Here is a 23097-nt window from a genome sequence, read left to right on the forward strand (position 1 = left end):
ACTTCGCTCCCCTTGCCAACGGACGGGAGTGATAACCCGCACACCCCAGGCTCGGGCACTCCGTCGCTGGGCGCAGGCGCCGGACCGGCGCTGGGTGAGCACCTGCGAACCGCAAGGTCGGCAAGACGGAGAACCTCGGGGAGAAACGTCCGCAAGGCGGGAGGAATGGCGCCTCCAAAGACCGCCGCCCGGGAGACCGCCCTCGAGAGGTCGCCGACTGAGAGACCGCCCCGAGAACCCGCCCAAGAACCCGCCGCCCGAGAACCCGCCGCCCGAGAACCCGCCGCCCGAGAGACCGCCGCCCAAGACCGCCACCCAAGAAACCGCCGACCGAGAGACCGGCCAGTGCGACGGTGGCTGAACACGCGGCAGGGCCCGCGTGGGGATCCCACGCGGGCCCTGGCAAACCCAGCGCTTAGTTCTGGATCGGCTCCGCGATCGCGGCCGCCGAGTCGGGAACGCGCGAGGCGGTCTCGCCGACGAAGAGGAACTTGGCGTTGTCGCCCTCGCCCTCGATGTCGACCTTGATCACCTGGCCGGGACGCAGCTCGCCGTACAGGATCTTCTCCGACAGGGAGTCCTCCAGCTCGCGCTGGATCGTACGACGGAGCGGACGGGCGCCCATCACCGGGTCGTAGCCGCGGTCGGCCAGCAGCTGCTTGGCGGCGGGCGAGACCTCGAGCCCCATGTCGCGGTCCTTCAGCCGCTCGCTCACCTGGGCGAGCATCAGATCGACGATCTGGATGATCTCCTTCGGCGTGAGCTGGTGGAAGACCACGATGTCGTCGACACGGTTGAGGAACTCGGGCCGGAAGTGCTGCTTGAGCTCCTCCTGGACCTTCGACTTCATCCGGTCGTAGTTGGACTCGGCGTCGTTGGACTTCGCGAACCCGACCCCGATGCCCTTGGAGATGTCGCGGGTGCCGAGGTTGGTGGTCATGATGATGACCGTGTTCTTGAAGTCGACCACCCGGCCCTGGGCGTCGGTCAGGCGACCGTCTTCCAGGATCTGCAGCAGCGAGTTGAAGATGTCGGGGTGGGCCTTCTCGATCTCGTCGAACAGGACCACGGAGAACGGCTTGCGCCGCACCTTCTCGGTCAGCTGGCCGCCCTCTTCGTACCCGACGTAGCCGGGCGGGGAGCCGAACAGCCTGGAGACGGTGTGCTTCTCCATGAACTCCGACATGTCCAGCATGATCAGAGCGTCTTCGTCGCCGAAGAGGAACTCCGCCAGAGCCTTGGACAGCTCGGTCTTACCGACGCCCGAGGGGCCGGCGAAGATGAACGAGCCGCCGGGACGGCGCGGGTCCTTCAGACCGGCACGGGTACGCCGGATGGACCGCGACAGGCCCTTGATGGCGTCGTCCTGGCCGATGATCCGCTTGTGGAGTTCGTCCTCCATGCGGAGCAGGCGCTGGGACTCCTCCTCGGTCAGCTTGAAGACCGGGATGCCGGTGGCGGTGGCCAGGACCTCGGCGATGAGCTCCTGGGTGACCTCGGCCACGACGTCCATGTCGCCGGCCTTCCACTCCTTCTCCCGGCGCTCGCGCTTGAGCTGGAGCTGCTTCTCCTGGTCGCGGAGGGCAGCCGCCTTCTCGAAGTCCTGCGCGTCGATCGCGGACTCCTTGTCGCGGCGGACGTTGGCGATCTTCTCGTCGTACTCGCGCAGGTCCGGCGGAGCGGTCATCCTGCGGATGCGCATCCGGGAACCGGCCTCGTCGATGAGGTCGATCGCCTTGTCGGGAAGGTAGCGGTCGCTGATGTAGCGGTCGGCCAGCTGCGCGGCGGCGACCAGCGCGTCGTCGGTGATCGACACGCGGTGGTGCGCCTCGTAGCGGTCGCGCAGACCCTTCAGGATCTCGATCGTGTGGCTGAGCGACGGCTCGGCCACCTGGATCGGCTGGAAGCGGCGCTCCAGCGCGGCGTCCTTCTCGAGGTACTTGCGGTACTCGTCGAGCGTGGTGGCGCCGATGGTCTGCAGCTCGCCGCGGGCCAGCATCGGCTTGAGGATGCTGGCGGCGTCGATCGCGCCCTCGGCGGCGCCCGCACCCACGAGCGTGTGCAGCTCGTCGATGAACAGGATGATGTCGCCTCGGGTGCGGATCTCCTTGAGCACCTTCTTCAGGCGCTCTTCGAAGTCACCGCGGTAGCGGGAGCCGGCCACGAGCGCGCCCAGGTCAAGCGTGTAGAGCTGCTTGTCCTTCAGCGTCTCGGGCACCTCACCCTTGACGATCTTCTGTGACAGGCCCTCGACGACGGCGGTCTTGCCGACGCCGGGCTCGCCGATGAGAACGGGGTTGTTCTTGGTCCTCCTGGAGAGGACCTGCATGACCCGCTCGATCTCCTTCTCACGGCCGATGACCGGATCCAGCTTGCCCTCGCGGGCCGCCTGGGTCAGGTTGCGGCCGAACTGGTCGAGCACCAGGGACGTGGACGGCGCGGACTCCTGCGGGCCACCCGCGGCGGCCGGCTCCTTGCCCTGGTAGCCGTGGAGCAGCTGGATGACCTGCTGCCGCACACGGTTGAGATCGGCTCCAAGCTTGACCAGCACCTGGGCAGCCACACCCTCACCCTCGCGGATGAGCCCGAGCAGGATGTGCTCGGTGCCGATGTAGTTGTGGCCCAGCTGCAAAGCCTCACGGAGCGACAGCTCAAGAACCTTCTTGGCCCGCGGGGTGAACGGAATGTGCCCCGACGGAGCCGATTGGCCCTGGCCGATGATCTCCTCGACCTGCTGGCGCACACCCTCAAGGCTGATGCCGAGGCTCTCCAGAGCCTTGGCGGCTACGCCCTCACCTTCATGGATCAAGCCAAGAAGAATGTGCTCAGTGCCGATGTAGTTGTGGTTGAGCATCCTGGCCTCTTCTTGGGCCAAGACGACAACCCGCCTCGCTCGGTCGGTGAACCTCTCGAACATCTCGTCGCTCCTCACAGAGCGGTCAGTCAGGCCGGTAAATCCGGTCCCGTCCTCCCGCATGCTAGCCCTGGCTCGGCGAACCGCTGACACGCTCCATAGCAGAGACGTTCCCCGAGAGCAGGGCGTTCACCCTCCATCCAACTACCTACAGGGGGTGCTGTGTTCCCGATACGCCGCAAGCGAACGACGTTTAGAGCATGAGCCACCGGCCGCACGACATGCCCGGTTTTCACCGGCAAACACGATCATGCGCTTATGGCGATCTCCGGGGTTCTAGGCGATCGGCATAAGCGCATGATGTCAGTGGGCTTGTTCGTACTTCTCCACGATCGCGGAGGAGATGCGGCCGCGCTCGCTGACCTGGAGGCCGTGGGCCTTGGCCCACTGCCGAATCTCGGAGCTCTTCTCACGGCTCATGGAACGTGCTCCGCCGCGCACCCGGCGACGGGCCGCAACGGCACCCGACTTGCGGGCGGACGTCACGAAAGGCGACAGCGCGTCCCGCAGCTTCTTGGCGTTAACGTCGCTGAGGTCAATCTCATACGACGCGCCGTCAATGGCGAAGCTGACCGTCTCATTGGCCTCGCCCCCATCGAGGTCATCGATGAGAATCTCCTGGATCTGCTTGGCCATCTACGGAATCCTTTCCCGGCGCATTGTTTCATTCGCGTGCCAAACATATACCCGGAAAGGCGACGAGACAATTCAGCGCTTCGCGGATTCCCTGACTCCCGGGTCAGTTCGGTCCCCGGACGGACCCGTCCTGTTTGGACGGCGCCCGGCGGCTGCATTCCGCCCCACGCCGCCTCATGGGGTTTGCGGGAGACGCGCCCTTTATGCACGTGCCGCCCTGCGACGGACGGGACAGCTGTTGTCGACTCTCCGCCCCGACGATAGCGCCAAAGGGAGCGCCACCTGGCGGGGTGTGTGCCACCTAGCCTAATGCCAGTCTCTCCAGAGTTCTTACCCGATCGCCCGGAAAATCCTGAAAAATCGGCGTCTGGGGGCAGATGCACACTTCAGCGAGGGTCTTTGATCACCAACGAACCCGCCCACCGGTCGTGCAACCCCTGCTGGAGGGGCTTGTCGATCAAGATAGACAGTCCGACGGCGAACACCAGGATTCCGACAACGACATTGGCGCCAGGAATCCCCGCGAGCGCGATCGGCCCGGGATAGAGCAGCGCGCGTTTCGCCAGATCCTCCGGCCCCAGCCGCCGCCCCGGGGCGGGCGCCAGCCTTATCTTCATGATCGCCTTCCCGAAGGTACGGCGCCGCCGGTAATGGACCAGGCAGTCATAGCCCGCATAACCCAGCCCCGCGGCCAGCCAGGCCAACAACCTCGGCAACCGGTCGCCATACACCTCAAGCAGGCCGACAGTCCGCAACAAACCCCAGGCCGTGATGAACAGAATGTAATAGAGAACCCCGACGACGAGAGCCTCAATGCTTCGCGCGACGAGCCGTTCCCACCAATCGGCCGGTACGGCCGGCACTCCTGGCGGCGGCGCGACCATAAGCCCCATTCTGTACGCCGGCCGGCCGCGATTACAGGGCCGGGGACGCGAAAACGGGGGCCGGCGCGACGCCGGTCCCCGTTTTTTCGGTATCCGCTTACTTGATCTTCACGACCACGGTGCCGGCGAACTTGTCGGCGAAGGTCTGCTGCAGCGGCTTGTCCCAGAGGTGGGAGGCGCCGTTGACGCCGATCGCGGCGAAGGCCAGCAGGCCACCGAGGATCGGGATGGCGTTGAGGATCACGCCGCCCCAGGTGATGCCGGCCCGCTTGATGGCGGAGTCGCTCTCCAGACCGCCGGGGGGCAGCGAGCCGCCAACCGGGACGATCTTGATACCCATGATCATCTTGCCGACCGTTTGCCCCTTGGACTTGGTCAGCAGGAACTCGTAACCCACGTAGAACAGCGCCGCGAGGACGGCGAGGATCGCCGCGAGGACGAGCGGGTTCATGCCGGTGAACGTGCCGGTGGCGAGGTCGTAGCTCGGGCCCGCGACCATGAACAGGACCGTGCTCACGATGATCCAGAAGACCGCGAAGATCACGCCGTCGACGATGCGGGCGACCAGGCGCTGCCACCACTCGGCGAGCGGGGCGGGTGCGCCGGGCGGCTGCAGGCCGGCCGGAGCGCCGTACGGCTGGCCGTAGCCGGGCTGGCCGTAGGCGGGCGGCTGCTGCTGGCCGTAGCCGGGCTGGTAGGGCTGCTGCTGGCCGTAGGGCGAGGACTGGCCGTAGCCGGGCTGCGACTGGCCCTGCTGGCCGTAGCCCTGCTGACCGTAGCCGGGCTGCTGGCCGTAGCCGGGCTGCTGACCCGAGGAGGGCTGGCCGTAACCGGGCTGCTGGCCGGACGCCGGCTGGCCGTACCCGGGCTGCTGCTGGCCGTAGCCGGGCTGCCCGTACTCCGGCTGCTGGCCGTACTCGGGCTGCTGGCCGGAGGAGGCCTGCTGCTGGCCGTAGCCCTGCTGGCCGTACTCGGGCTGCTGGCCCGAGGCGGCCTGCTGGCCGTAGCCGGGCTGGCCGTACTGCTGGCCGTAGCCCTGCTGACCGTAAGGCTGCTGGCCGGAAGCGGGGGGCTGCTGGCCGTAGCCCTGCTGGCCCGAGGAGGGCTGGCCGTAGCCGGGCTGCTGGCCTGACGCGGGCTGGCCGTAGCCCTGCTGTCCATAGCCGGGCTGCTGCTGGCCGTAGCCCTGCTGGCCCGAGGAAGGCTGGCCGTAGCCGGGCTGCTGCTGCTGGCCGTAGCCCTGCTGGCCGTAACCGGGCTGCTGGCCGTAGCCCTGCTGGCCGTAGCCTTGGTCGGGCTGGCCCTGTGACGGCTGACCGTAGCCGCCGCCCTCATGGCGATAGCCGACGATCGTCACGTCAGGATCCGGCTGCTCGCCAGGGCGTCCTGCGTTCTGCTGACCGTATCCGGAATTGTCGTCAGGTTGGTCCGGGTACGGCGGCTGTCCGGTGCTCACCGTGTCACCTCGCTTCGATGGCGCATGTGGCACATGTCAGGACACATGCTTGCTGTTGCCCAACGTATCGACATGAGTATCAACAATCACCTTTCCTCTTGGTCAACGCCGTAGTCAACTGCGTCCAGATGAAGCAGCATCCTGGTGTTGCCAAGGGTGTTGGGCTTGACGTGCTCGAGGTCCAGAAACTCGGCCACACCCTCGTCGTAGGAGGCCAGCAGCTCGGCGTAGACCTCGGGTGATACCGGCGTTCCCTGGATGGGCACGAAGCCGTGTCGGGCGAAGAAGTCGACCTCGAACGTCAGGCAGAAGACCCGGCGAAGGCCCAGGTCGCGAGCCGTTCTCACGAGCGCGGTAACAATACGGTGACCGACGCCTGAACCTTTGGCCGCGGGATCGACGGCGACCGTGCGAATTTCGGCGAGGTCCTCCCACAGCACATGGAGCGCGCCACAGCCGACCACCTGGCCGCCGCGCTCGGCGACCCAGAACTCCTGGACGTCCTCGTACAGCGTGACCGTGGCTTTTTCGAGAAGCTTGCGGCCCGCCCCCGCGTAGATGTCGACCAGGCGCTTGATCGACCTGACGTCCGGCGTGCGGGCGCGCCGTACGACGATCTCGGTGTCCTGCATTGGGCGCTCGACGACCTGCTCCATGGCCCTTCAGCGTACCGAGCTTGTTTCGGCCCATCCCTAACTACCATCACATGACCTCACGTAGTGAGGCGAGCACGCTCCGCATCGACGCACGACATGCCCGACAAATCTCTGCCAATCCGGGCAAAGGGCACGCAATACCCTGGTTGATCAGGCTTTCGCGTGACCCGCCCGTGATCCTTTGTTTGCGCATCCTCTACTGGATCCGTAGTTCTGGTTGAGCACGAACCTGGCTTGCACTAGTGTCCAGCGACGATGTCACCCACGCAGCCAGGCGTGGGTGACGCGCCTAATCCCCCACCACGGGGAGCCGGGGACCCGCCGGCGGACCACCGACCGCCACAGGGGTGAGTCCGAGTCCGTGCTCGGTAGGGCTGCTCCGGCCCGAACCCGTCAGCTAACCCGGTCGGCGGCTACGAGAGGAGCTGGTTGGTGAAGCGCAGGCGCACTCACGAGGGGAAGTCCGCGGGCAAGCACGCCCGCCCCCACGAACCGGGCTCCCCCAGGAAGCGGTTCGCCGTCGTGAGCGCCGCGATGGCCGCCCTCGCCCTCGCCATGCCGCTGAGCCCGGCCGCCGCCGACCCCAAGCCGACGCTCAAGGAGCTCGCCGAGCGCGTCGAGAAGATGCACAACGACATCGAGACGCTCACCGAGCAGTACAACGGGCAGCGCGAGAAGCTCAAGGGCGTCAAGAAGTCCGCCGAGACCGCCAAGAAGGTCCTGGCCACCAGCGAGGCCGATCTGGCCGCCAAGCGCGCCCGAGCCACGCTCGTGGCCGAGAGCACCTACATGTACGGCGGCCTCGCCGACGGCCTGGCCTTCACCTCGTCGGGCGACCCCGACTCCTTCCTCGACGCCGCCGCCACCTCCTACGCCCTCGGCCAGCAGCAGGGCCAGGAGGTCAAGGAGCTCGCCGAGTCCATCGCCGCCGCCGAGAAGGCGAGGGCGACCGCCAAGACACGCCTGGCCGAGGTCCAGAAACTCGTCAACGACCTCGGCAGCAAACGCGACAAGATCACCTCGATGGTCGCCAAGACCGAGAGCAGCCTGTTCCGGCGCGCCCTGGGCGAGGCGGGACGGCCGGGCACCCGCGCCAGCAGGGTCAACCTGCCCATCATCGGCAGCGGCAAGGCCGCGCAGGCCGCCCGCTGGGCGCTGACCCAACAGCTCAAGCCGTACGTGTGGGGCGCCGAGGGGCCGAGTTCCTTCGACTGCTCGGGCCTGGTCATGGCCGCCTACCAGCAGGTGGGCATCAGCCTGCCGCACTACACCGGCGACCAGTGGACGGCCGGCACCCACATCTCGCGCGAGCAGCTACGCCCCGGCGACCTGGTCTTCTTCTACAACGACCTGCACCATGTGGGCATCTACATCGGCGGCGGGATGATGGTGCACGCGCCCCGCACGGGTGACGTCGTCCGGGTCGCCGCGATCGCCAACAGGCCGTTCGCGGGAGCCGTACGGATCGCCGACTAGATCAGTCGCCGGCGCGCGGCCCAGGCCACGGCCTCGATGGCCGTGGCGACGCCGATCCTGTCGCAGATGACGCGCAGGCGGCGGCGGACCGTGCGGCCGCTGATCTCCAGCGTTCTGCCCACGCGGTCGACCGTGACACCCTTGGCCAACTCCGCGAGGAGATCCAGGTCGTCCTGGCTCAACACGACTCCGTCGTCGGTGAGCACATCCATCGGGAGCCCTCCCCCCAACAGCACAACTCGGCGACGTCTCGGCTCGAGCACCGCTGCTCGTCCCGCAGACGGTAAACGCATACTCGAAAGGTCGTCAAGGTTGATTCCACGAAGCGCTTGACGGCGACTATTGACTTGATCGTTTCTATATGAAGAACTCGCGCGACATACGGCGCGAAGATCAGGCCACAACCGGCCGACCGCAATGCGCTCTTATCCTGAATTTCACGCCGTTTTTTCAGCGGTCTGCCCGGCGTCATAGCGTTCGCGGGCAAGCTCGACATCCTCGATGTGACTCTCCGCCCATTCCTTGATCGCGGCCATGAGTGGGAGCAGACTCGTTCCGAGTGGCGTGAGCTCATAATCCACGCGCACCGGCACCGAGGCGGTCACCGTTCTGAAGACCAGCCCGTCCCTTTCCAGCCCGCGAAGCGTCTGCGTCAGCATCTTCTGGCTCACGCCCGCGACCGTCCTGGCCAGATCGCTGTATCGCATCGAGCCGCCGGCCAGGGCGGTGAGTATCAGGCTGACCCATTTGTCGCTGAGGGTGTCCAGCAGCTTCCTCGAGGGGCACTGCGCGACGTACGCGTCGTACTCCTGCTTGGCCGCGGCACGGCGCGCGGCCGCCGTCGTGGTCGCCATGCGAGCTCCTCCGGGTGGCTTACGCACTTCCAGGTGCCTTCTTACCAGAAGAGAGCTTCTCTCCCTAGGGTCGTCCGCATGACAACCATGCGTGCCCTCATCGGCGGTTCCGGCTCTCCCGAGCTCATCGAGGCCCCGACTCCCCAGGCGGGCCGGGGCCAGGTCCGGATCAAGGTCGCCGCCGCCGGCCTGAACCCGTTCGACCTCGCGGTCGCCTCAGGTTCGCTCAGCGACTACGGCGTCGCCCGCGAGCTCGACTCCTACGGCCTCGGCTTCGACGCCGCGGGCGTGGTCGACCAGGTGGGTGAAGGCGTCGCCATCGCGCCCGGGCAAGAGGTGATCGCCTTGGTCAGCCGGCTCGAACTGCCGACCAAGGCCCAGGCGGACCACGTGGTGGTCGACGCGCCGGCGGTCGCGCCCGCTCCGGCGGGGTTGTCCTTGGTCGAGGCCGCCACCCTGCCGCTCAACACGCTGACCGCGTGGCAGTCGCTCGACCGGGCGAACCTGAGCCAGGGCCAGACCGTCCTGGTCACGGGGGCCGCGGGCGCCGTCGGCGGGTTCGCGGTGGAACTGGCGACGGCCCGCGGCCTGCGGGTGGTGGCCGCGGCGGGAGGCGACGACGAGGAACTGGTCCGGGGGTTCGGCGCCGAGTGGTTCGTCCCGCGCGGAGAGGATCTGGGCGAGGCGGTCAGGAAGCGGGTGCCAGGCGGGGTGGACGCCGTGATCGACGCCGCCGTGACCGGCCTGGAGGGACTGAACGCCCTCCGCGACGGGGGGACGTTCGTCACCCTCACAGCCGGCGTGGCACCGGTCGCGCTGCGGGGGACGGACGTGGCCACCGTGTTCTTCCGCGAGGAGCCGTTCCAGCTCGCCGGGATCGCCCGGCTGGCCGGGCTCGGCCGGCTGACCGCGAGGGTCGCCGGGACCTACCCGCTGGAGCAGGCCGGCGACGCCTACGCCCGTCTCGCCAAGGGCGGCCTGCGCGGTCGCCTGGTCCTCACCCTCTGACACCGCCACCCGACCGGGTACGGCCCGCCGGGCCGCCTCAGGACGCGACCGCCCCGATCGTCACCGGCGAGCCCGCCCGGCGGTGACGACCGGCGTGGACACGCGTCAGCCGGTGGGCTTCACCAGCGGGAACAGGATCGTCTCCCGGATGTTCCTGCCGGTGAAGGCCATGATCATCCGGTCGATCCCGACCCCGACGCCACCCGTCGGCGGCATCGCGTACTCCAGCGCCTGCAGGAAGTCCTCGTCGAGCTGCATCGCCTCGGGGTCGCCGCCGGCCGCCAGCATCGACTGCTCGGTGAGCCTGCGGCGCTGCTCGATCGGGTCGACCAGCTCGGAGTAGGCGGTGCCGAGCTCGGTGCCGAACCCGATCAGGTCCCACTTCTCGGTGAGCAGCGGGTTGTCGCGGTGCTGCCGGGTGAGGGGCGAGGTCTCCAGCGGGTAGTCCATGACGAACGTCGGCTGGACCAGCGTGTGCTCGACCAGCTCCTCGAAGAGCTCCTGGACGAGCTTGCCCTGGCCCCACTTCGCGTCCCAGTGGACGTGACGCTCGTCGGCGTACTTCCTGACCTGCTCGAGCGGGGTGTCGGTGGTGATCTCCTCGCCCAGCGCCGCGGAGACCGCATCGTACAGCCTGACCCTCGGCCAGCGCGCGAGGCCGAGGTCGATCTCGACGCCGTCGTGCACGACCACGGTGGTGTCCAGCGCGGCCACGACCGCCCGCTGGTACATCCGCTGCGTGAGCTCGGCCATGTCGTTGTAGTCGAGGTAGGTGCCGTACGCCTCGAGCATCGTGAACTCGGGGTTGTGCGTGGAGTCCGCGCCCTCGTTGCGGAAGTTGCGGTTGATCTCGAAGACCTTCTCGATGCCGCCGACCACGAGCCGCTTCAGGTAGAGCTCGATCGCGATGCGGAGGTAGAGCTCCATGTCGTAGGCGTTGATGTGGGTCTTGAACGGCCGTGCCGCCGCGCCGCCGTGGATCGGCTGCAGCATGGGCGTCTCGACCTCGAGGTAGCCCTCCTCGTGCCAGAAGTCGCGCACCGCGCGGACCGTGGCGCTGCGGACGCGGGCCATCGAGCGCGCCTCGTCGTTGACGATGAGGTCGACGTAGCGCTGCCGTACCCGGGCCTCGGGGTCGGTGAGGCCGACGTGCTTCTCCGGCAGCGGGCGCAGGCACTTGGAGGTGATCTGCCAGCGGTCGGCGAGGATGGACAGCTCACCGCGCCGGGAGGTGATGACCTCTCCCTCGATGCCGACGTGGTCGCCGAGGTCGACGTCGCGCTTCCAGGCCGCCAGCGACTCCTCTCCCACCTTGTCGAGGGAGATCATGACCTGCAGGTCACCGCCGCCGTCACGCAGCGTGGCGAAGCAGAGCTTCCCGCCGATGCGGTTGAGCATGACGCGCCCCGCGACGCCGACTTTGTCGCCGGTCGCGGTGTCAGGGTCGAGACCCTGGTACTTCTCCCTGATCTCGGCGTTGGTCGCCGTACGGGGGAAGGTCACCGGATAAGGATCGACGCCCTCGTCACGAAGGCGGTCGAGCTTCTCCCTCCGGATGCGCATCTGCTCGGGAAGTTCGTCGCTCACAACACCAAAGGGTACCGATATGGCGCAATGCAAGAGTTCGTCAGCTCTTTGCAAAGGGAGTGCAAGGAGGCGGGGTTACCAATGACCCAGGAGCCCAGGGGGATCCGGCAGGGAGCCGGAACCGCGGGGCTCAAGGAGAGATCATGATGAAGAAGCTCGCGACAGGCTTCCTCGCAGTGGCCGCCACCGGCACACTCGCCCTGTCGCTCCCCGCCACCGCCAACGCCTCGACGACCTCCTCCTCCACCGGCGCCTCCGACTACGACGACTACTGGGGCTCCTACTACGCCAAGTACGGCCTGGCCAAGGCCAGCGGCTGGATCGGCGTCGAGGGCGACTACGAGGACGGCAACTCCGTTCACGTCAAGGGACGGCTCTACGACCTCGACAACAGGACCTACAACCAGGGCGGCAAGTGCGCGTACGTGAAGTTCCAGGCGGCCGACGACGAGTACGACTGGTACCAGGTCTACTCGCGCTACTACTGCGGCTACCCGGGCTACAAGTCCTTCCAGTTCCACGAGGACGACGTCTACGCGGTGCGCGTCAAGGTCTGCCAGTACGACCCGTCCACCCACCGCGTCAGCAAGTGCGGCAAGTGGTGGGACCTCTACGACGCCGAAGAGGTGTGAGAAACCCGATCGAAGGGCCCCCTCCCGCGGGGGCTCTTCGTCATGTCGCGTTGCGGTTGTAGATGAGCCTGAGCCCGATGAGCGTGAGCCACGGCTCGTGCACGTCGATCGAGCGCGCCTCCCTGACCACCAGCGAGGCGAGACCGCCGGTCGCCACGACCGTGACGTCGTCGGGGTCGTCGGCGAGCTCGGCCGCCATCCGCTCGACGATGCCGTCGACCTGGCCGGCGAAGCCGTAGATGATGCCCGACTGCAGCGCCTCGACGGTGTTCTTGGCGATCACGGAGCGCGGCCTGATCAGCTCCACCTTGTGCAGCTGGGCCCCGGCGGCGGCGAGGGCGTCGACGGAGATCTCGATGCCCGGAGCGGTGACCGCGCCGACGTACTCTCCCTTGGCCGACACCGCGTCGAAGGAGGTGGCGGTGCCGAAGTCGACGATGATGCAGGGCCCGCCGTACTGGTCGATGGCGGCCAGCGAGTTGACGATCCGGTCGCTGCCGACCTCCTTGGGGTTGTCCATCCTGACCGGCACTCCCGTGCGGATGCCGGGCTCCACGATGACGGCGGTGACGTCGCCGTAGTAGCGGCGGCACATCTCGCGCATCTCGTTCAGCACCGAGGGCACGGTCGAGCAGATCGCGATGCCGCTCACGTCCGCGTCCTTGAGCAGGGGCGACTGGGCGAGCAGCCCCTGCAGGACGACCGCGATCTCGTCAGCGGTACGGCGGGCATCGGTGGCGATCCGCCAGTGCTCGATGACCTCCTCGCCTTCGAAGAGGCCGAGCACCGTGTGGGTGTTGCCGACGTCGATCGCGAGCAGCATCTAGTTCCCCCGTAGATCCAGGGCTATGTCAAGCGCAGGTGCCGAGTGCGTGAGCGCTCCCACAGCAACGTAGTCCACGCCAGTTTCGGCTACATCACGGGCCGATTCCAAGGTCAGCCCGCCACTTGCCTCGAGCCTGGCCCGGCCGTCGACGAGTCGCACCGCCCTGGCCAGCTCCGCCACGGTGAAGTTGTCCAGCAGGATCTCCTCGGCGCCTTCGGCCAGGACGGGGGCGATCTGGTCGATGCGGTCCACCTCCACCTCGATCGGCAGCTCGGGATACAGGTCTCTCACCTTGCGGAAAGCCTCGGCGACTCCGCCTGCGGCCACCACGTGGTTGTCCTTGATGAGCGCCGCGTCCGACAGCGACATGCGGTGGTTGACCCCGCCGCCGGCCCTGACCGCGTACTTCTCCAGCGCCCGCAGGCCCGGCAGCGTCTTGCGGCTGTCGCGCACCCGGGTGCCGGTCCCCTCGACCGCGTCGACCCAGCGGGCGGTGAGCGTGGCGATGCCCGACAGGTGGGTGAGGAGGTTGAGCGCGGTGCGCTCGGCCGTCAGCAGGGCGCGCGTCTCGCCCTCGACGGTCATGAGCACGTCGCCGTGCCGTACGCGCTCGCCGTCCTTGGCCCCGCGCTCGACGGTGGTGGCGCCCAGCCTGCGGAAGACGGCCTCGGCGACGGCGAGCCCCGCGACCACCCCGTCGGCCCGTGCGACCACGTCGGCGGTGGCGCGCTGCCCCGCGGGGATCGTGGCCAGGGAGGTGACGTCACCGGCCTCCTCCAGGTCCTCGGCGAGCGCGCGCGAGACGACCTCGTCCACGGTCGCCGGGTCGAGCCCCGCGGCCTCCAGCTCCCGCGCCAGGCGCGGGGCCGTCTCGTGCGGCGTGTAGGTCATGGTCAGCCCCTCGTGAGTCAGCGTGATGTCCAGGTGTCCCAGCCAGTTCTCGTCGTCGCGGTCGGGGAAGTCCTCCCGCCAGTGCGAGCCCCTGGTCTCCAGGCGGGCGTAGGCGGCGGCCACGAGGACCGAGGCCACGGTGAGCAGGTTCGTGGTCTCCCACGACTCCACGCAGGGCTGGACCGCCACGGGGGTCCAGCGGGCGTCCCTGAGCGCGACGCCCGTCTGCGTGACCGAGGACCGGCTGCGCAGCACGCCCGCGCCGCTGCTCATGTGGGCCTGGATACGCGTGCGGGCCCGTGGGTCGACCAGGCCCTCCTCCGCGGTGGCCGCGACGGGTTCGCCGGGGGCGGGCCGTAGCCGGTGGATGTCCTCGGCGATGCGCTCGGCGAAGACCAGTCCTTCCAGCAGCGAGTTGGAGGCCAGCCGGTTCGCGCCGTGCACGCCCGTGCAGGCGACCTCGCCGCAGGCGTAGAGCCCCTCGATCGAGGTACGGCCGCGCAGGTCGGTCCGGACGCCGCCGCTGGCGTAGTGGGCGGCGGGCATGACGGGGATCAGGTCCGTGGCGGGATCGATCCCGTGCTCGAGGCAGATGCCGTAGATGGTCGGGAAGCGGGTCTTCCACTTGTCGAGCCCGAAGTGGCGGCCGTCGAGGTAGACCTGGCCCGGCTGTCGCGTGATCGCCTTGGCCACCACGTCACGGGGCGCGAGCTCGTCGGTGAACCTCTCGCCGCCGGCGTCGACGAGGTAGGCGCCCTCGCCGCGTACCGCCTCGGAGATCAGCGGCTGCTGGCCGGTGGACTCCTCCCCCAGCCATAGCACGGTCGGGTGGAACTGCACGAACTCCAGGTCCCTGACGACGGCGCCCGCGCGCAGCGCCAGCGCGACGCCGTCGCCCGTCGAGACGACGGGGTTGGTGGTGGCGGCGTAGATCTGGCCCATGCCGCCGGTGGCCAGCACCACGGCCCTGGCCCGCGCCTCTCCCACACCGTCGCGCGCGCCCTCGCCCATGACGTGCAGGGTGACGCCGCGCGCCCGGCCCCCCGCGTCCTTGACCAGGTCGAGCACGAGGGCGTGCTCGATCACCTCGATCGCGGGGTGCGCGAGGACCGCCTGGATGAGCGCCCGCTGCACCTCGGCGCCGGTCGCGTCGCCGCCCGCGTGCACGATGCGGTTGCGGTGGTGCCCGCCTTCGCGGGTGAGCTGGAGCTCGCCGTTCTCGTCGGTGTCGAACCTGGCGCCCCTGGCGATCAGGTTGCGCAGCGCTCCCGGCCCCTCCGTCACCAGCGTCCTGACGGCCTGCTCGTCGCACAGGCCGACCCCGGCGACCAGCGTGTCGTCGAGGTGCTCGCCGGGCGAGTCGGCGGGGTCGAGAACGGCCGCGATGCCGCCCTGCGCCCACCTCGTGGAGCCGGACGACAGCACGTCCTTGGTGACGACCAGGACCTTCGCGGTGGGGTCGAGCTCGGCGTGGTGCAGGGCCACGGTCAGCCCGGCGACGCCCGAACCCACCACGATCACGTCCGCCTCGACCGTCCAGCCGGGGGCGGGGGCGGTGAGCTTCATGGGGATCGCGGGTGCACTCATGGGGGAGCCTCCTCGGATTTCGTCACTATGACGATAACGCCCCGCGATCCGTGCTCCTTCCCCGCCCCCTCCCCTTAGACGTGGAGCTCGTCGCCGCGCATGGCGCCCTCGACCGCGGCCGCGGGGTCGGCGCCCAGCTCCACGATCCTGTTGTCCCGGTCGACGTGGACCACCCGGGGAGTGAAGGCCCGCGCCTCGGCGTCGTCGAGCTGGCCGTACGCGATGATGATCACCAGGTCGCCCGGTGAGACCAGCCGGGCCGCGGCGCCGTTGATACCGATGATCCCCGACCCGCGCGGGCCGGTGATGGCGTAGGTCACCAGGCGGGCGCCGTTGTCGATGTCGACCACGTGCACCTGCTCGCCCGGTAACAACCCGGCCGCCTCCATCAGCTCCTCGTCGATGGTCAACGATCCCACGTAGTGCAGGTCGGCCTGCGTGACCGTGGCTCGATGGATCTTGGACGTCAACATGGTCCTGAGCACGACGCTCCTTCAGAAAGCGATAAGGACGTTGTCGATCAGGCGGGTGGTGCCGACCTTGGCCGCGACAGCCAACACCGCCTCGCCCCGGAAGTCGTCGGGAATCTCGGCGAACGTCGCGGGGTCGACGAGGACAACGTAGTCGGCCACGAGTCCGGACGCGGCCAGCTCCCCCTCGGCGGCGGCGCGGACGGCGGCGGGCGAGAGCCGCGCGGCCCCCGCGTGCAGGGCGCGCGAGAGCGCCAGCGCGCGCTGGCGGTCGTCGGGCGTGAGGTACCGGTTACGGCTGGAGAGGGCCAGCCCGTCGGGCTCGCGCACGGTCGGCGCGCCCACGACCTCCACGGGCAGGTCGAGGTCGGCGACCATGCGCCTGATGAGCGCGAGCTGCTGGGCGTCCTTCTGGCCGAAGACCGCGACCTGGGGCCCGACCAGGTTGAACAGCTTCAGCACCACGGTGAGCACGCCGTCGAAGTGCCCGGGGCGCACCGCGCCCTCGACGATCGCGCCCATCCGGCCCGCGGAGAGGCTCACCTGACGGTCGGGGCGGTACATGTCGTCGGCCGAGGGGGCGAAGACCACGTCCACCCCCTCGGCCGCGCAGATGTCGAGGTCGGAGTCGAAGGTGCGGGGGTAACGGGAGAAGTCCTCGGCGGGGCCGAACTGGAGCGGGTTGACGAAGATGCTGACCACGACCTGGTCGGCCAGCGTACGGGCCACGCGCATCAGCGAGCGGTGACCCTCGTGCAGGGCGCCCATGGTCGGGACGAGCGCCACGCGGCCCGAGGAGCGGGCTTTCTCGAGGCCGGCGCGGTCGTGCGCGACGATCAGTTCCATCGTGTCCTCCTAGACTGATCAGGTCCAGGCGGAACGTCCCGGCCCGATCAGGTCCACATGTTTCCCCCGAGCGCGTCGAGCAGCCGCTCGGCCGCCTCGGGCTTCAGCAACCCGGCGGCGAGCGCCCGGTCCGCCGTGAGCCTAGCGAGTGCCACGTATGCGTCGGCCGCTTCGGGCGCCGCCAGTATCAGCGCGTCGACGTGCTTGCGCACGGTGCCGGCGTCGCCGCGCACCACCGGCCCCGTCAGCCCCGTGATGCCCAGCCTGAGCACGTTGTCGAGCGCGGCCCCGAGCAGCGGGCCGAGCATCCTGCCCGGGTGCTCGACCCCGATCTTCGCCAGCAGCTCCTGCGACTCGGCGATCAGGGTGACCATGTGGTTGGCCGCTCCCGCGAGCGCCGCGTGGTAGAGGGCGCGGTCGCTGTCGGCGATCCAGACCGGCTCGCCGCCCATCTCGATGACCAGCGCCTCGGCGATCGGGCGCAGCGGCTCGGGCGAGGTGACGCCGAAGGAGATGCCGGTGATCCTGCTGAGGTCGTCGTCCCTGCCGGTGAAGGTCATCACGGGATGCAGGGCCAGCGGCAGCGCGCCCGCCTGCCGGGCGGGGTCGAGGACGGCCAGGCCGTAGGCGCCGCTGGTGTGGACGAGCAGCTTGCCGCGAACGTCGGCCCCGGTGGCCGCGAGTCCGGCGACCAGGTCGGGCAGCGCGTCGTCGGGGACGGTGAGCAGGATCAGTTCGGCCTTGCTGACGACCTCTTCGGGGTTGACCGTGCGCACGCCGAGCCGCTCGCCCGCCCAGCGCTGCGAGGCGTCGGAGACGCCGCTCGCCGCCACGACCCTGTGACCGGCCTGGGCCAGCGCCGCGCCGAGCACCGAGCCCACCTTGCCCGCGCCCAGCACGCCGACGGCCAACCGCCCCGGGCGATCCCCTGCGTCCATGACGTCGCGCTCCCTGTCATCCGACACTGCTGACCAGGGTAACCGCCGGTCGTCACCGGCCACGGTCATGGCTCTTTTGCCGCATGTTGGGAGGGGACAAAACCCAGCAAGGGCATACATAGTGGACACCCCTGCCGGAGCGGACGCCGGGCACGGTGACCGGCGCCCGCTCCCCACAAGGAGGGCCGACCCACCGCCGACGGGCCGGCCCCTGGTGTGAGACGCGCCCGCCGTGCTCCATCGCACGGCGGGCGCGCGCCTATCAGTGCTGGTGGACGTCGACCGAGGCGCCACCCTTGCACCCGGCCACGGCCCAGCCGAAGATGCCCACGGCGTTGCCGCACACGTTCACCGGAATGGAGATCGGCGCGAAGATCTGGTTGCCGGACAGCACGCCGTTGTTGCCGCTGGTGATGTTGTCGGCGTGGGCGGCGGGCGCGCCGAGCGCCATCATGGCCAGCACACCCGCGACGACGGCAGACTTCTTGAACATGGGGGATGTCCTCTCATTGCGCGGCACGGGGCCGCGGTCCGGTCTCCGCATCGGCGATCGAACCGGGGTCACCGGGGGGAGCGCCCGGGTGATCGCTCGATGACACCGGGTTACCGTAGCGCAAAGCGGCGACAAGGAGTAGTCATCACATCACCAGGCGTGTCGGTCGAAGGTCATGAGATAGTCCGTGGCATGTGGCTCACCTGGCGAGCGGCGATGGAGCGGGCACTGTACGGGGAGAGCGGCTTCTACCTGCGCGAACGCCCGTCCAGGCACTTCCGCACCTCGGTCGGCGCCTCACCGGTCTTCGCCGGGGCCGTGCTGACGATGCTGCTGCGCCTCGACGGCGCGCTGGGCCGTCCCGACCCGCTCGATCTCGTCGACATCGGCGCCGGCGACGGCGCACTGTCGGCGCACGTGCTCGCGGCGGCCCCGCCGGAGCTGCAAGCCAGGCTGAGGGTCACGGCCGTCGACCTGTCCTCCCGGCCCACCGGGCTGCCCGAGGCGATCAGGTGGAGCCACACGATCCCGCAGGGCATCACCGGCATGGCGATCGCCAACGAGTGGCTGGACAACGTCCCCTTCGACGTCGTGGAGCAGACCGCCGCGGGCCCGCGCCTGGTGCTGGTCCACACCGGGACGGGCGAGGAACGGCTCGGCGACCCGCCCGGCGAGGACGATCTGGCCTGGCTCGAGCAGTGGTGGCCGCTGCGGCGGGTGGGCCAGCGGGCCGAGGTCGGCAGGTCGCGGTGCGCGGCGTGGGCGGCCGTGATCGCCCGGCTGGCGGGCGGCCAGGCGATCGCCGTCGATTATGCACACCCTGTGGATAACCGGCCGCCCCGCGGCACGCTCACCGGATACAGGGACGGTTCGATCGTGGCGCCCATACCCGACGGGACCTGCGACATCACCGCACATGTCGCGCTTGACGCGTGCGCGGAGGCGGGCCGGCAGGCCGGCGCGATATCCACAACCTTGTCCACACAGCGCGACATTCTGCGCACTCTGGGAATCACCGGCACCCGTCCCGCGCTCGACCTCGCGCGGACCGATCCGTCGGGCTACCTGAGGGCGCTGGCCCGCGCCTCCCAGGAGGCCGAGCTGATCGACCCAGCAGGCTTGGGCGGTTTCGGCTGGCTGAGCCAGATACGTTAGCGATGTGGAGATCGAACAGACCGCGCTTCCAGGCATCGGGCTCAAACATGAGTTCGGCACCCATTCGGGCCGCCGCGTCGCCGTCGTCTCACACCGGACGGGGCGGCGCGACCTGATCATCTACGACCGGTCGGACCCCGACCGGGCGTGCGAGGCCATCCAGCTCAACGACGAGGAGGCCGACGCGCTCGCCGAGCTGCTCGGCGCGCCGCGCATCGTCCAGCGGCTCAACGCCCTCCATCGCGAGATCGAGGGCCTGATGAGCCTCCAGGTGCCGGTCGTGGCCGGCTCGCCGTACGACGGCAGGACACTGGGCGACGCTCGCATCCGCACCCGCACCGGCGCCTCCGTCGTGGCCGTGGTGCGCGGGGCGCAGGTCTTCGCGAGCCCCACCCCCGACTTCAGGTTCACCGCCGGAGACGTGGTGGTCATCGTCGGCGACGCCGAGACGACCGCCACCGCCGCCGACATCCTCACGGACGGCTGATGCGCCTGCCCCTCACCCCCGCGGCGGTAACGCCCTGATGCAGGTACTCGCCGTCGACGTGCACGACACCGCCGTAGTCTTCCTCGAACTCGGTGGGATCATCCTGGCCCTCGGCGTCCTCGGCGCCCTGGCGCTGCGGGCCGGCATCTCCGCCATTCCCCTCTACCTCCTCGCCGGACTCGCCTTCGGGCAGGGCGGCATCCTGCCGCTGGCCACCAGCGAGGAGTTCATCGCCATCGGCGCCGAGATCGGCGTCGTGCTTCTGCTGCTCACGCTCGGACTGGAGTACAACGCGAGCGAGCTGGTCTCCAGCCTGCGCGGCAACGCCAGAGCGGGACTGGTCGACATGGTCCTCAACGCCGCCCCCGGCGCGATAGCCGCGCTGCTGCTGGGGTGGGGGCCCGTGGCCGCGGTCGCCATGGCGGGCGTCACCTACGCCACCTCCTCGGGCATCACCGCGAAGGTGCTGTCCGATCTGGGGTGGATCGGTAACCGCGAGACGCCCGTCGTGCTGTCGCTGCTGGTCTTCGAGGACCTGGCGATGGCCGTCTACCTGCCGCTGCTCACCGCGATGCTGGCAGGCGTCTCGCTGCTGACGGGGACGATCTCCCTGGGCATCGCGCTGACCACGGTCTCCGTCGTCCTGCTGATCGCGCTGCGCTACGGCAGGTTCATCGAGGCGTTCGTCTCCAGCCCCAACAACGAGGTGCTGCTGCTGAAGGTGCTCGGCCTGGCCCTGCTGGTGGCCGGCGTCGCCCAGCAGCTGCAGGTGTCGGCGGCCGTCGGCGCCTTCCTCGTCGGCATCGCCCTGTCGGGCGAGCTGGCGCACGAGGCCAGAGCGCTGCTGATGCCGCTGCGCGACCTGTTCGCCGCCGTGTTCTTCGTCTTCTTCGGCCTGCAGACCGACCCCACCAAGATCCCGCCGGTGGCGCTGCTGGCCCTGCTGCTCGCCGCGGTCAGCATCGTCACCAAACTGCTGACCGGCGCCTACGCCGCGCGCCGGGCGGGCATCGCCAGGGCGGGCCGGATGCGCGCGGGCATCGCGCTGGTGCCGCACGGCGAGTTCAACATCGTCATCGCGGGCCTGGCGGTGGCGGCGGGGGTCCATCCCGATCTCGGCCCTCTCGCCGCCACCTACGTGCTGATCCTCGCGGCCTTCGGCCCGCTGGCCGCCAGGCTGGCCGAGCCGCTTCTCACCCGGCAGCCTTCGTCGGGGCCGTGATTCGCCGGGCCATGAGTCGCGGGGGCCGTGAGTCGGACCATGAGAGGTCCCGCCTCGCTCACCCGCAGGAAACGTCCACGGAGCGAAGCCCTCGGATGATGTAGCCGGGGTTCCAGACGGGCTCGCTCGTCAGCTCCATCTTCGGCGCCCTCTTCAGGAGGGCGCCGAAGGACTCCACCAGCTCGATCCTGGCCAGCGGCGCACCCAGGCAGAAGTGGATGCCGGCGCCGAAGGAGATGTGCGGGTTGTCCACCCTGCCGACGTCGAGCCGGTCGGGGTCGGCGAAGACCTCCGGGTCGCGGTTGGCCGAGCCGAACAGCAGGGCCACCTCGACGCCCTTCGGGATGGCCACGCCGCCGACCTCGATGTCCTCCAGCACCCAGCGCTCGAACATCTGCAGCGGGGTGTCGTAGCGCATCAGCTCCTCGATCGCCGTGGGCACCAGCGAGAGGTCGTCGTGCAGCCGGGCCAGCTCGGCCGGGTTGCGGAACAACGACCACCAGCCGTTGCCCGTGACGTTCACGGTCGCCTCGTGGCCCGCGTTGAGCAGCAGCACGCAGGTGCCGACCAGCTCGTCCTCGGTCAGCTCCTCGATCTGGGCGAGCGCGCTGACCAGGTCATCGCCCGGGTCGGCCGTGCGGACGCGGGCCAGGTCCTTGAGGTAGTCGGAGAACTCCGCCGCCGCCCTGACCGCCGTGTGCTGGGCCTCCGGCGACGGGTTCAGCTCGTACATGCCGCAGATGTCGGCCGACCAGGGGCGCAGCAGGTGCCGGTCGCCCTCGGGGACGCCGAGCATCTCGGCGATGACGGTGACCGGCAGCGGCTCGGCCACCTCGGCGATCAGGTCGCCGCCGCCCTTCTCGACGAAGTCGTCGACAAGACCGTCGACGATCGCGCGGACCCTGGGCCGCATCGACTCGACCATGCGAGGGGTGAACGCCTTGGAGACCAGGCGGCGCAGGCGGGTGTGGACGGGCGGCTCGACGTCGAGCATGCCCGCCCTGACCACCCGCCAGAACGGTTCCTGGAACTCCGGTTCGGGCTCGCGACCGAACTCCTCGTGGGTGGCCAGGTGCAGGTAGGACCGGCCGAGGCGGCGATCCCTGAGCAGCGCGTTGACGTCCGCGTGCCTGGCGATCAGCCACTGTCCCGTGGGCTCGAAGAAGCTGACCGGCGCGTCCCGCCGCAGCTCCTCGTAGGCCGCGTACGGCGAAGCTACAAAATCCGGATTCCAAGGATCAAATCGCACTATTGCATATTAGATTCGGCTTTCGCGTGCCTGCTCCGCATCCTGATGTTGAGCATCTCGACGATCACCGAGAAGGCCATCGCGAAGTAGATGTATCCCTTCGGGATGTGCTGGTCGAAGCCCTCGGCGAGAAGCACGACGCCGATCAGCACCAGGAACGCCAGCGCCAGCATCTTGATGCTCGGGTGCTTGTCCACGAACCTGCTGATGGGCCCGGAGGCGAACAGCATCACCAGCACCGAGACGATCACCGCCGCGACCATCACGGCCAGCTCGTCCACCATGCCGACCGCGGTGATGACCGAGTCCAGCGAGAACACGATGTCGAGCACCATGATCTGCAGGATGACCGAGGTGAAGGAGGTGACCTTCCGCTCCTTGCCGCCCTGCTCCTGCGGCTCCATGCTGTGGCCGATCTCCAGCGCGCTCTTGGCCAGCAGGAACAGACCGCCGAGGATGAGGATCAGATCCCTTCCCGAGATCTCCTGCCCCAGCACGCTGAAGAGCGGCTCGGTCAGTCGCACCACCCAGGACAGACCGAGCAGCAGCAGCAGACGCGAGACGAGCGCGGCGGCCAGGCCGAGGACCCTGGCCCTGTCGCGCTGCTCGGGCGGCAGCTTCCCGGCCAGGATCGAGATGAAGATGATGTTGTCGATGCCCAGGACTATCTCCAGGGCGACCAGGGTGAAGAACCCGATCCAGATCTGTGGGTCTGCCACCCAGTCCAACATCTCATACCTCCTTGGTTCGCTGTTCTCATCCCCAACGAGCCGGTCGCCCCAATAGTTCGCCGCTTGCGAAAAGCGGGTCCGTGTCGGTTATAGTTCCGG

At 69.1% G+C, this 23097-nt stretch carries 22 protein-coding genes and 1 riboswitch; of the genes, 6 read left to right on the plus strand and 16 right to left on the minus strand.

Annotation, left to right across the window (positions count from 1 at the left end; all coding sequences use genetic code 11):
• Positions 1–415 precede the first annotated feature (415 nt).
• The 5 genes from ACWEVS_RS18480 to ACWEVS_RS18500 form a co-directional block, all read right to left on the minus strand.
• The gene (locus ACWEVS_RS18480) at positions 416–2917 is read right to left on the minus strand and encodes an ATP-dependent Clp protease ATP-binding subunit (protein WP_452552475.1); all 2502 of its coding nucleotides are present in this window, start codon (positions 2915–2917) and stop codon (positions 416–418) included.
• Positions 2918–3217: 300 nt separating this feature from the next.
• A complete protein-coding gene (locus tag ACWEVS_RS18485; RefSeq protein ID WP_354909410.1) occupies positions 3218–3550 on the minus strand; it encodes a histone-like nucleoid-structuring protein Lsr2 in 333 nt (110 codons plus the stop codon).
• A 386-nt stretch (positions 3551–3936) separates the two neighbouring features.
• On the minus strand, positions 3937–4434 hold the full coding sequence (locus ACWEVS_RS18490; RefSeq protein WP_452552477.1) for an RDD family protein: 498 nt from the start codon (positions 4432–4434) through the stop codon (positions 3937–3939).
• A 97-nt stretch (positions 4435–4531) separates the two neighbouring features.
• Positions 4532–5890, minus strand: coding sequence for an RDD family protein (locus ACWEVS_RS18495; RefSeq protein ID WP_452552479.1), 1359 nt, complete (start codon positions 5888–5890; stop codon positions 4532–4534).
• 86 nt (positions 5891–5976) lie between these two features.
• Complete coding sequence (locus ACWEVS_RS18500; RefSeq protein WP_354909405.1) at positions 5977–6546, minus strand: amino-acid N-acetyltransferase; 570 nt, start codon at positions 6544–6546, stop codon at positions 5977–5979.
• Between the two features lie 276 nt (positions 6547–6822).
• A riboswitch (cyclic di-AMP (ydaO/yuaA leader) is annotated at positions 6823–6973 on the plus strand.
• A gap of 5 nt (positions 6974–6978) precedes the next feature.
• On the opposite strand from ACWEVS_RS18500, the gene ACWEVS_RS18505 reads away from it, so the two are divergent.
• Entirely contained in the window at positions 6979–8022 is a 1044-nt protein-coding gene (locus tag ACWEVS_RS18505) for an NlpC/P60 family protein (protein ID WP_452552481.1), read from the plus strand.
• Here ACWEVS_RS18505 and ACWEVS_RS18510 read toward each other — a convergent pair.
• Both ACWEVS_RS18510 and ACWEVS_RS18515 read right to left on the minus strand, forming a co-directional pair.
• Positions 8019–8234 carry a LuxR C-terminal-related transcriptional regulator gene (locus ACWEVS_RS18510; protein ID WP_354909400.1) on the minus strand — a complete coding sequence of 72 codons (216 nt, stop codon included), beginning with the start codon at positions 8232–8234 and terminating at the stop codon, positions 8019–8021. The two genes, ACWEVS_RS18505 and ACWEVS_RS18510, sit on opposite strands and share 4 nt — an antisense overlap.
• A gap of 225 nt (positions 8235–8459) precedes the next feature.
• Complete coding sequence (locus ACWEVS_RS18515) at positions 8460–8876, minus strand: winged helix-turn-helix transcriptional regulator (RefSeq protein ID WP_452552483.1); 417 nt, start codon at positions 8874–8876, stop codon at positions 8460–8462.
• A gap of 78 nt (positions 8877–8954) precedes the next feature.
• Between ACWEVS_RS18515 and ACWEVS_RS18520 the strand changes: the two genes are divergently transcribed.
• On the plus strand, positions 8955–9884 hold the full coding sequence (locus tag ACWEVS_RS18520) for an NADP-dependent oxidoreductase (protein ID WP_452552485.1): 930 nt from the start codon (positions 8955–8957) through the stop codon (positions 9882–9884).
• Positions 9885–9989: 105 nt separating this feature from the next.
• On the opposite strand, the gene lysX is transcribed toward ACWEVS_RS18520, so the two are convergent.
• Entirely contained in the window at positions 9990–11471 is a 1482-nt protein-coding gene (lysX, locus tag ACWEVS_RS18525) for a bifunctional lysylphosphatidylglycerol synthetase/lysine--tRNA ligase LysX (protein ID WP_452552486.1), read from the minus strand.
• 143 nt (positions 11472–11614) lie between these two features.
• On the opposite strand from lysX, the gene ACWEVS_RS18530 reads away from it, so the two are divergent.
• Positions 11615–12103, plus strand: a complete 489-nt coding sequence (locus ACWEVS_RS18530; RefSeq protein ID WP_449921980.1) for a hypothetical protein — start codon at positions 11615–11617, stop codon at positions 12101–12103.
• A gap of 40 nt (positions 12104–12143) precedes the next feature.
• Here the strand turns inward: ACWEVS_RS18530 and ACWEVS_RS18535 are convergent, their stop codons facing one another.
• From ACWEVS_RS18535 to ACWEVS_RS18560, 6 genes are all read right to left on the minus strand, one after another.
• Positions 12144–12926, minus strand: a complete 783-nt coding sequence (locus ACWEVS_RS18535; protein ID WP_354909390.1) for a type III pantothenate kinase — start codon at positions 12924–12926, stop codon at positions 12144–12146.
• Positions 12927–15407: an L-aspartate oxidase gene (locus ACWEVS_RS18540; RefSeq protein ID WP_452552488.1), complete on the minus strand. Its 2481-nt coding sequence runs from the start codon at positions 15405–15407 to the stop codon at positions 12927–12929. It abuts the gene before it with no gap.
• A gap of 74 nt (positions 15408–15481) precedes the next feature.
• Positions 15482–15892, minus strand: a complete 411-nt coding sequence (panD, locus tag ACWEVS_RS18545; RefSeq protein ID WP_449921984.1) for an aspartate 1-decarboxylase — start codon at positions 15890–15892, stop codon at positions 15482–15484.
• Between the two features lie 9 nt (positions 15893–15901).
• Positions 15902–16723 carry a pantoate--beta-alanine ligase gene (panC, locus tag ACWEVS_RS18550; protein WP_449921986.1) on the minus strand — a complete coding sequence of 274 codons (822 nt, stop codon included), beginning with the start codon at positions 16721–16723 and terminating at the stop codon, positions 15902–15904.
• Between the two features lie 47 nt (positions 16724–16770).
• Positions 16771–17661 (minus strand): Rossmann-like and DUF2520 domain-containing protein, encoded by an 891-nt coding sequence (locus ACWEVS_RS18555; RefSeq protein WP_452552490.1) that lies wholly within the window; start codon positions 17659–17661, stop codon positions 16771–16773.
• Between the two features lie 262 nt (positions 17662–17923).
• The gene (locus tag ACWEVS_RS18560; RefSeq protein ID WP_354909378.1) at positions 17924–18154 is read right to left on the minus strand and encodes a chaplin; all 231 of its coding nucleotides are present in this window, start codon (positions 18152–18154) and stop codon (positions 17924–17926) included.
• A 192-nt stretch (positions 18155–18346) separates the two neighbouring features.
• Between ACWEVS_RS18560 and ACWEVS_RS18565 the strand changes: the two genes are divergently transcribed.
• The 3 genes from ACWEVS_RS18565 to ACWEVS_RS18575 are packed head-to-tail and all read left to right on the plus strand — an operon-like array spanning position 18347 to position 21018.
• A complete protein-coding gene (locus ACWEVS_RS18565; RefSeq protein ID WP_452552491.1) occupies positions 18347–19309 on the plus strand; it encodes an SAM-dependent methyltransferase in 963 nt (320 codons plus the stop codon).
• Between the two features lie 4 nt (positions 19310–19313).
• Positions 19314–19796 (plus strand): cation:proton antiporter regulatory subunit, encoded by a 483-nt coding sequence (locus ACWEVS_RS18570; RefSeq protein WP_354909374.1) that lies wholly within the window; start codon positions 19314–19316, stop codon positions 19794–19796.
• A gap of 37 nt (positions 19797–19833) precedes the next feature.
• The gene (locus tag ACWEVS_RS18575; protein WP_452552494.1) at positions 19834–21018 is read left to right on the plus strand and encodes a cation:proton antiporter; all 1185 of its coding nucleotides are present in this window, start codon (positions 19834–19836) and stop codon (positions 21016–21018) included.
• A gap of 58 nt (positions 21019–21076) precedes the next feature.
• On the opposite strand, the gene ACWEVS_RS18580 is transcribed toward ACWEVS_RS18575, so the two are convergent.
• Together ACWEVS_RS18580 and ACWEVS_RS18585 are read right to left on the minus strand one after the other, a co-directional pair.
• Complete coding sequence (locus ACWEVS_RS18580) at positions 21077–22267, minus strand: cytochrome P450 (RefSeq protein WP_452552495.1); 1191 nt, start codon at positions 22265–22267, stop codon at positions 21077–21079.
• Entirely contained in the window at positions 22267–22998 is a 732-nt protein-coding gene (locus tag ACWEVS_RS18585) for a TerC family protein (RefSeq protein WP_449921993.1), read from the minus strand. Before ACWEVS_RS18585 ends, ACWEVS_RS18580 begins: the two co-directional genes overlap by 1 nt.
• Between the last annotated feature and the right edge of the window lie 99 nt (positions 22999–23097).

Source organism: Nonomuraea sp. NPDC003754 (genome assembly GCF_053605785.1).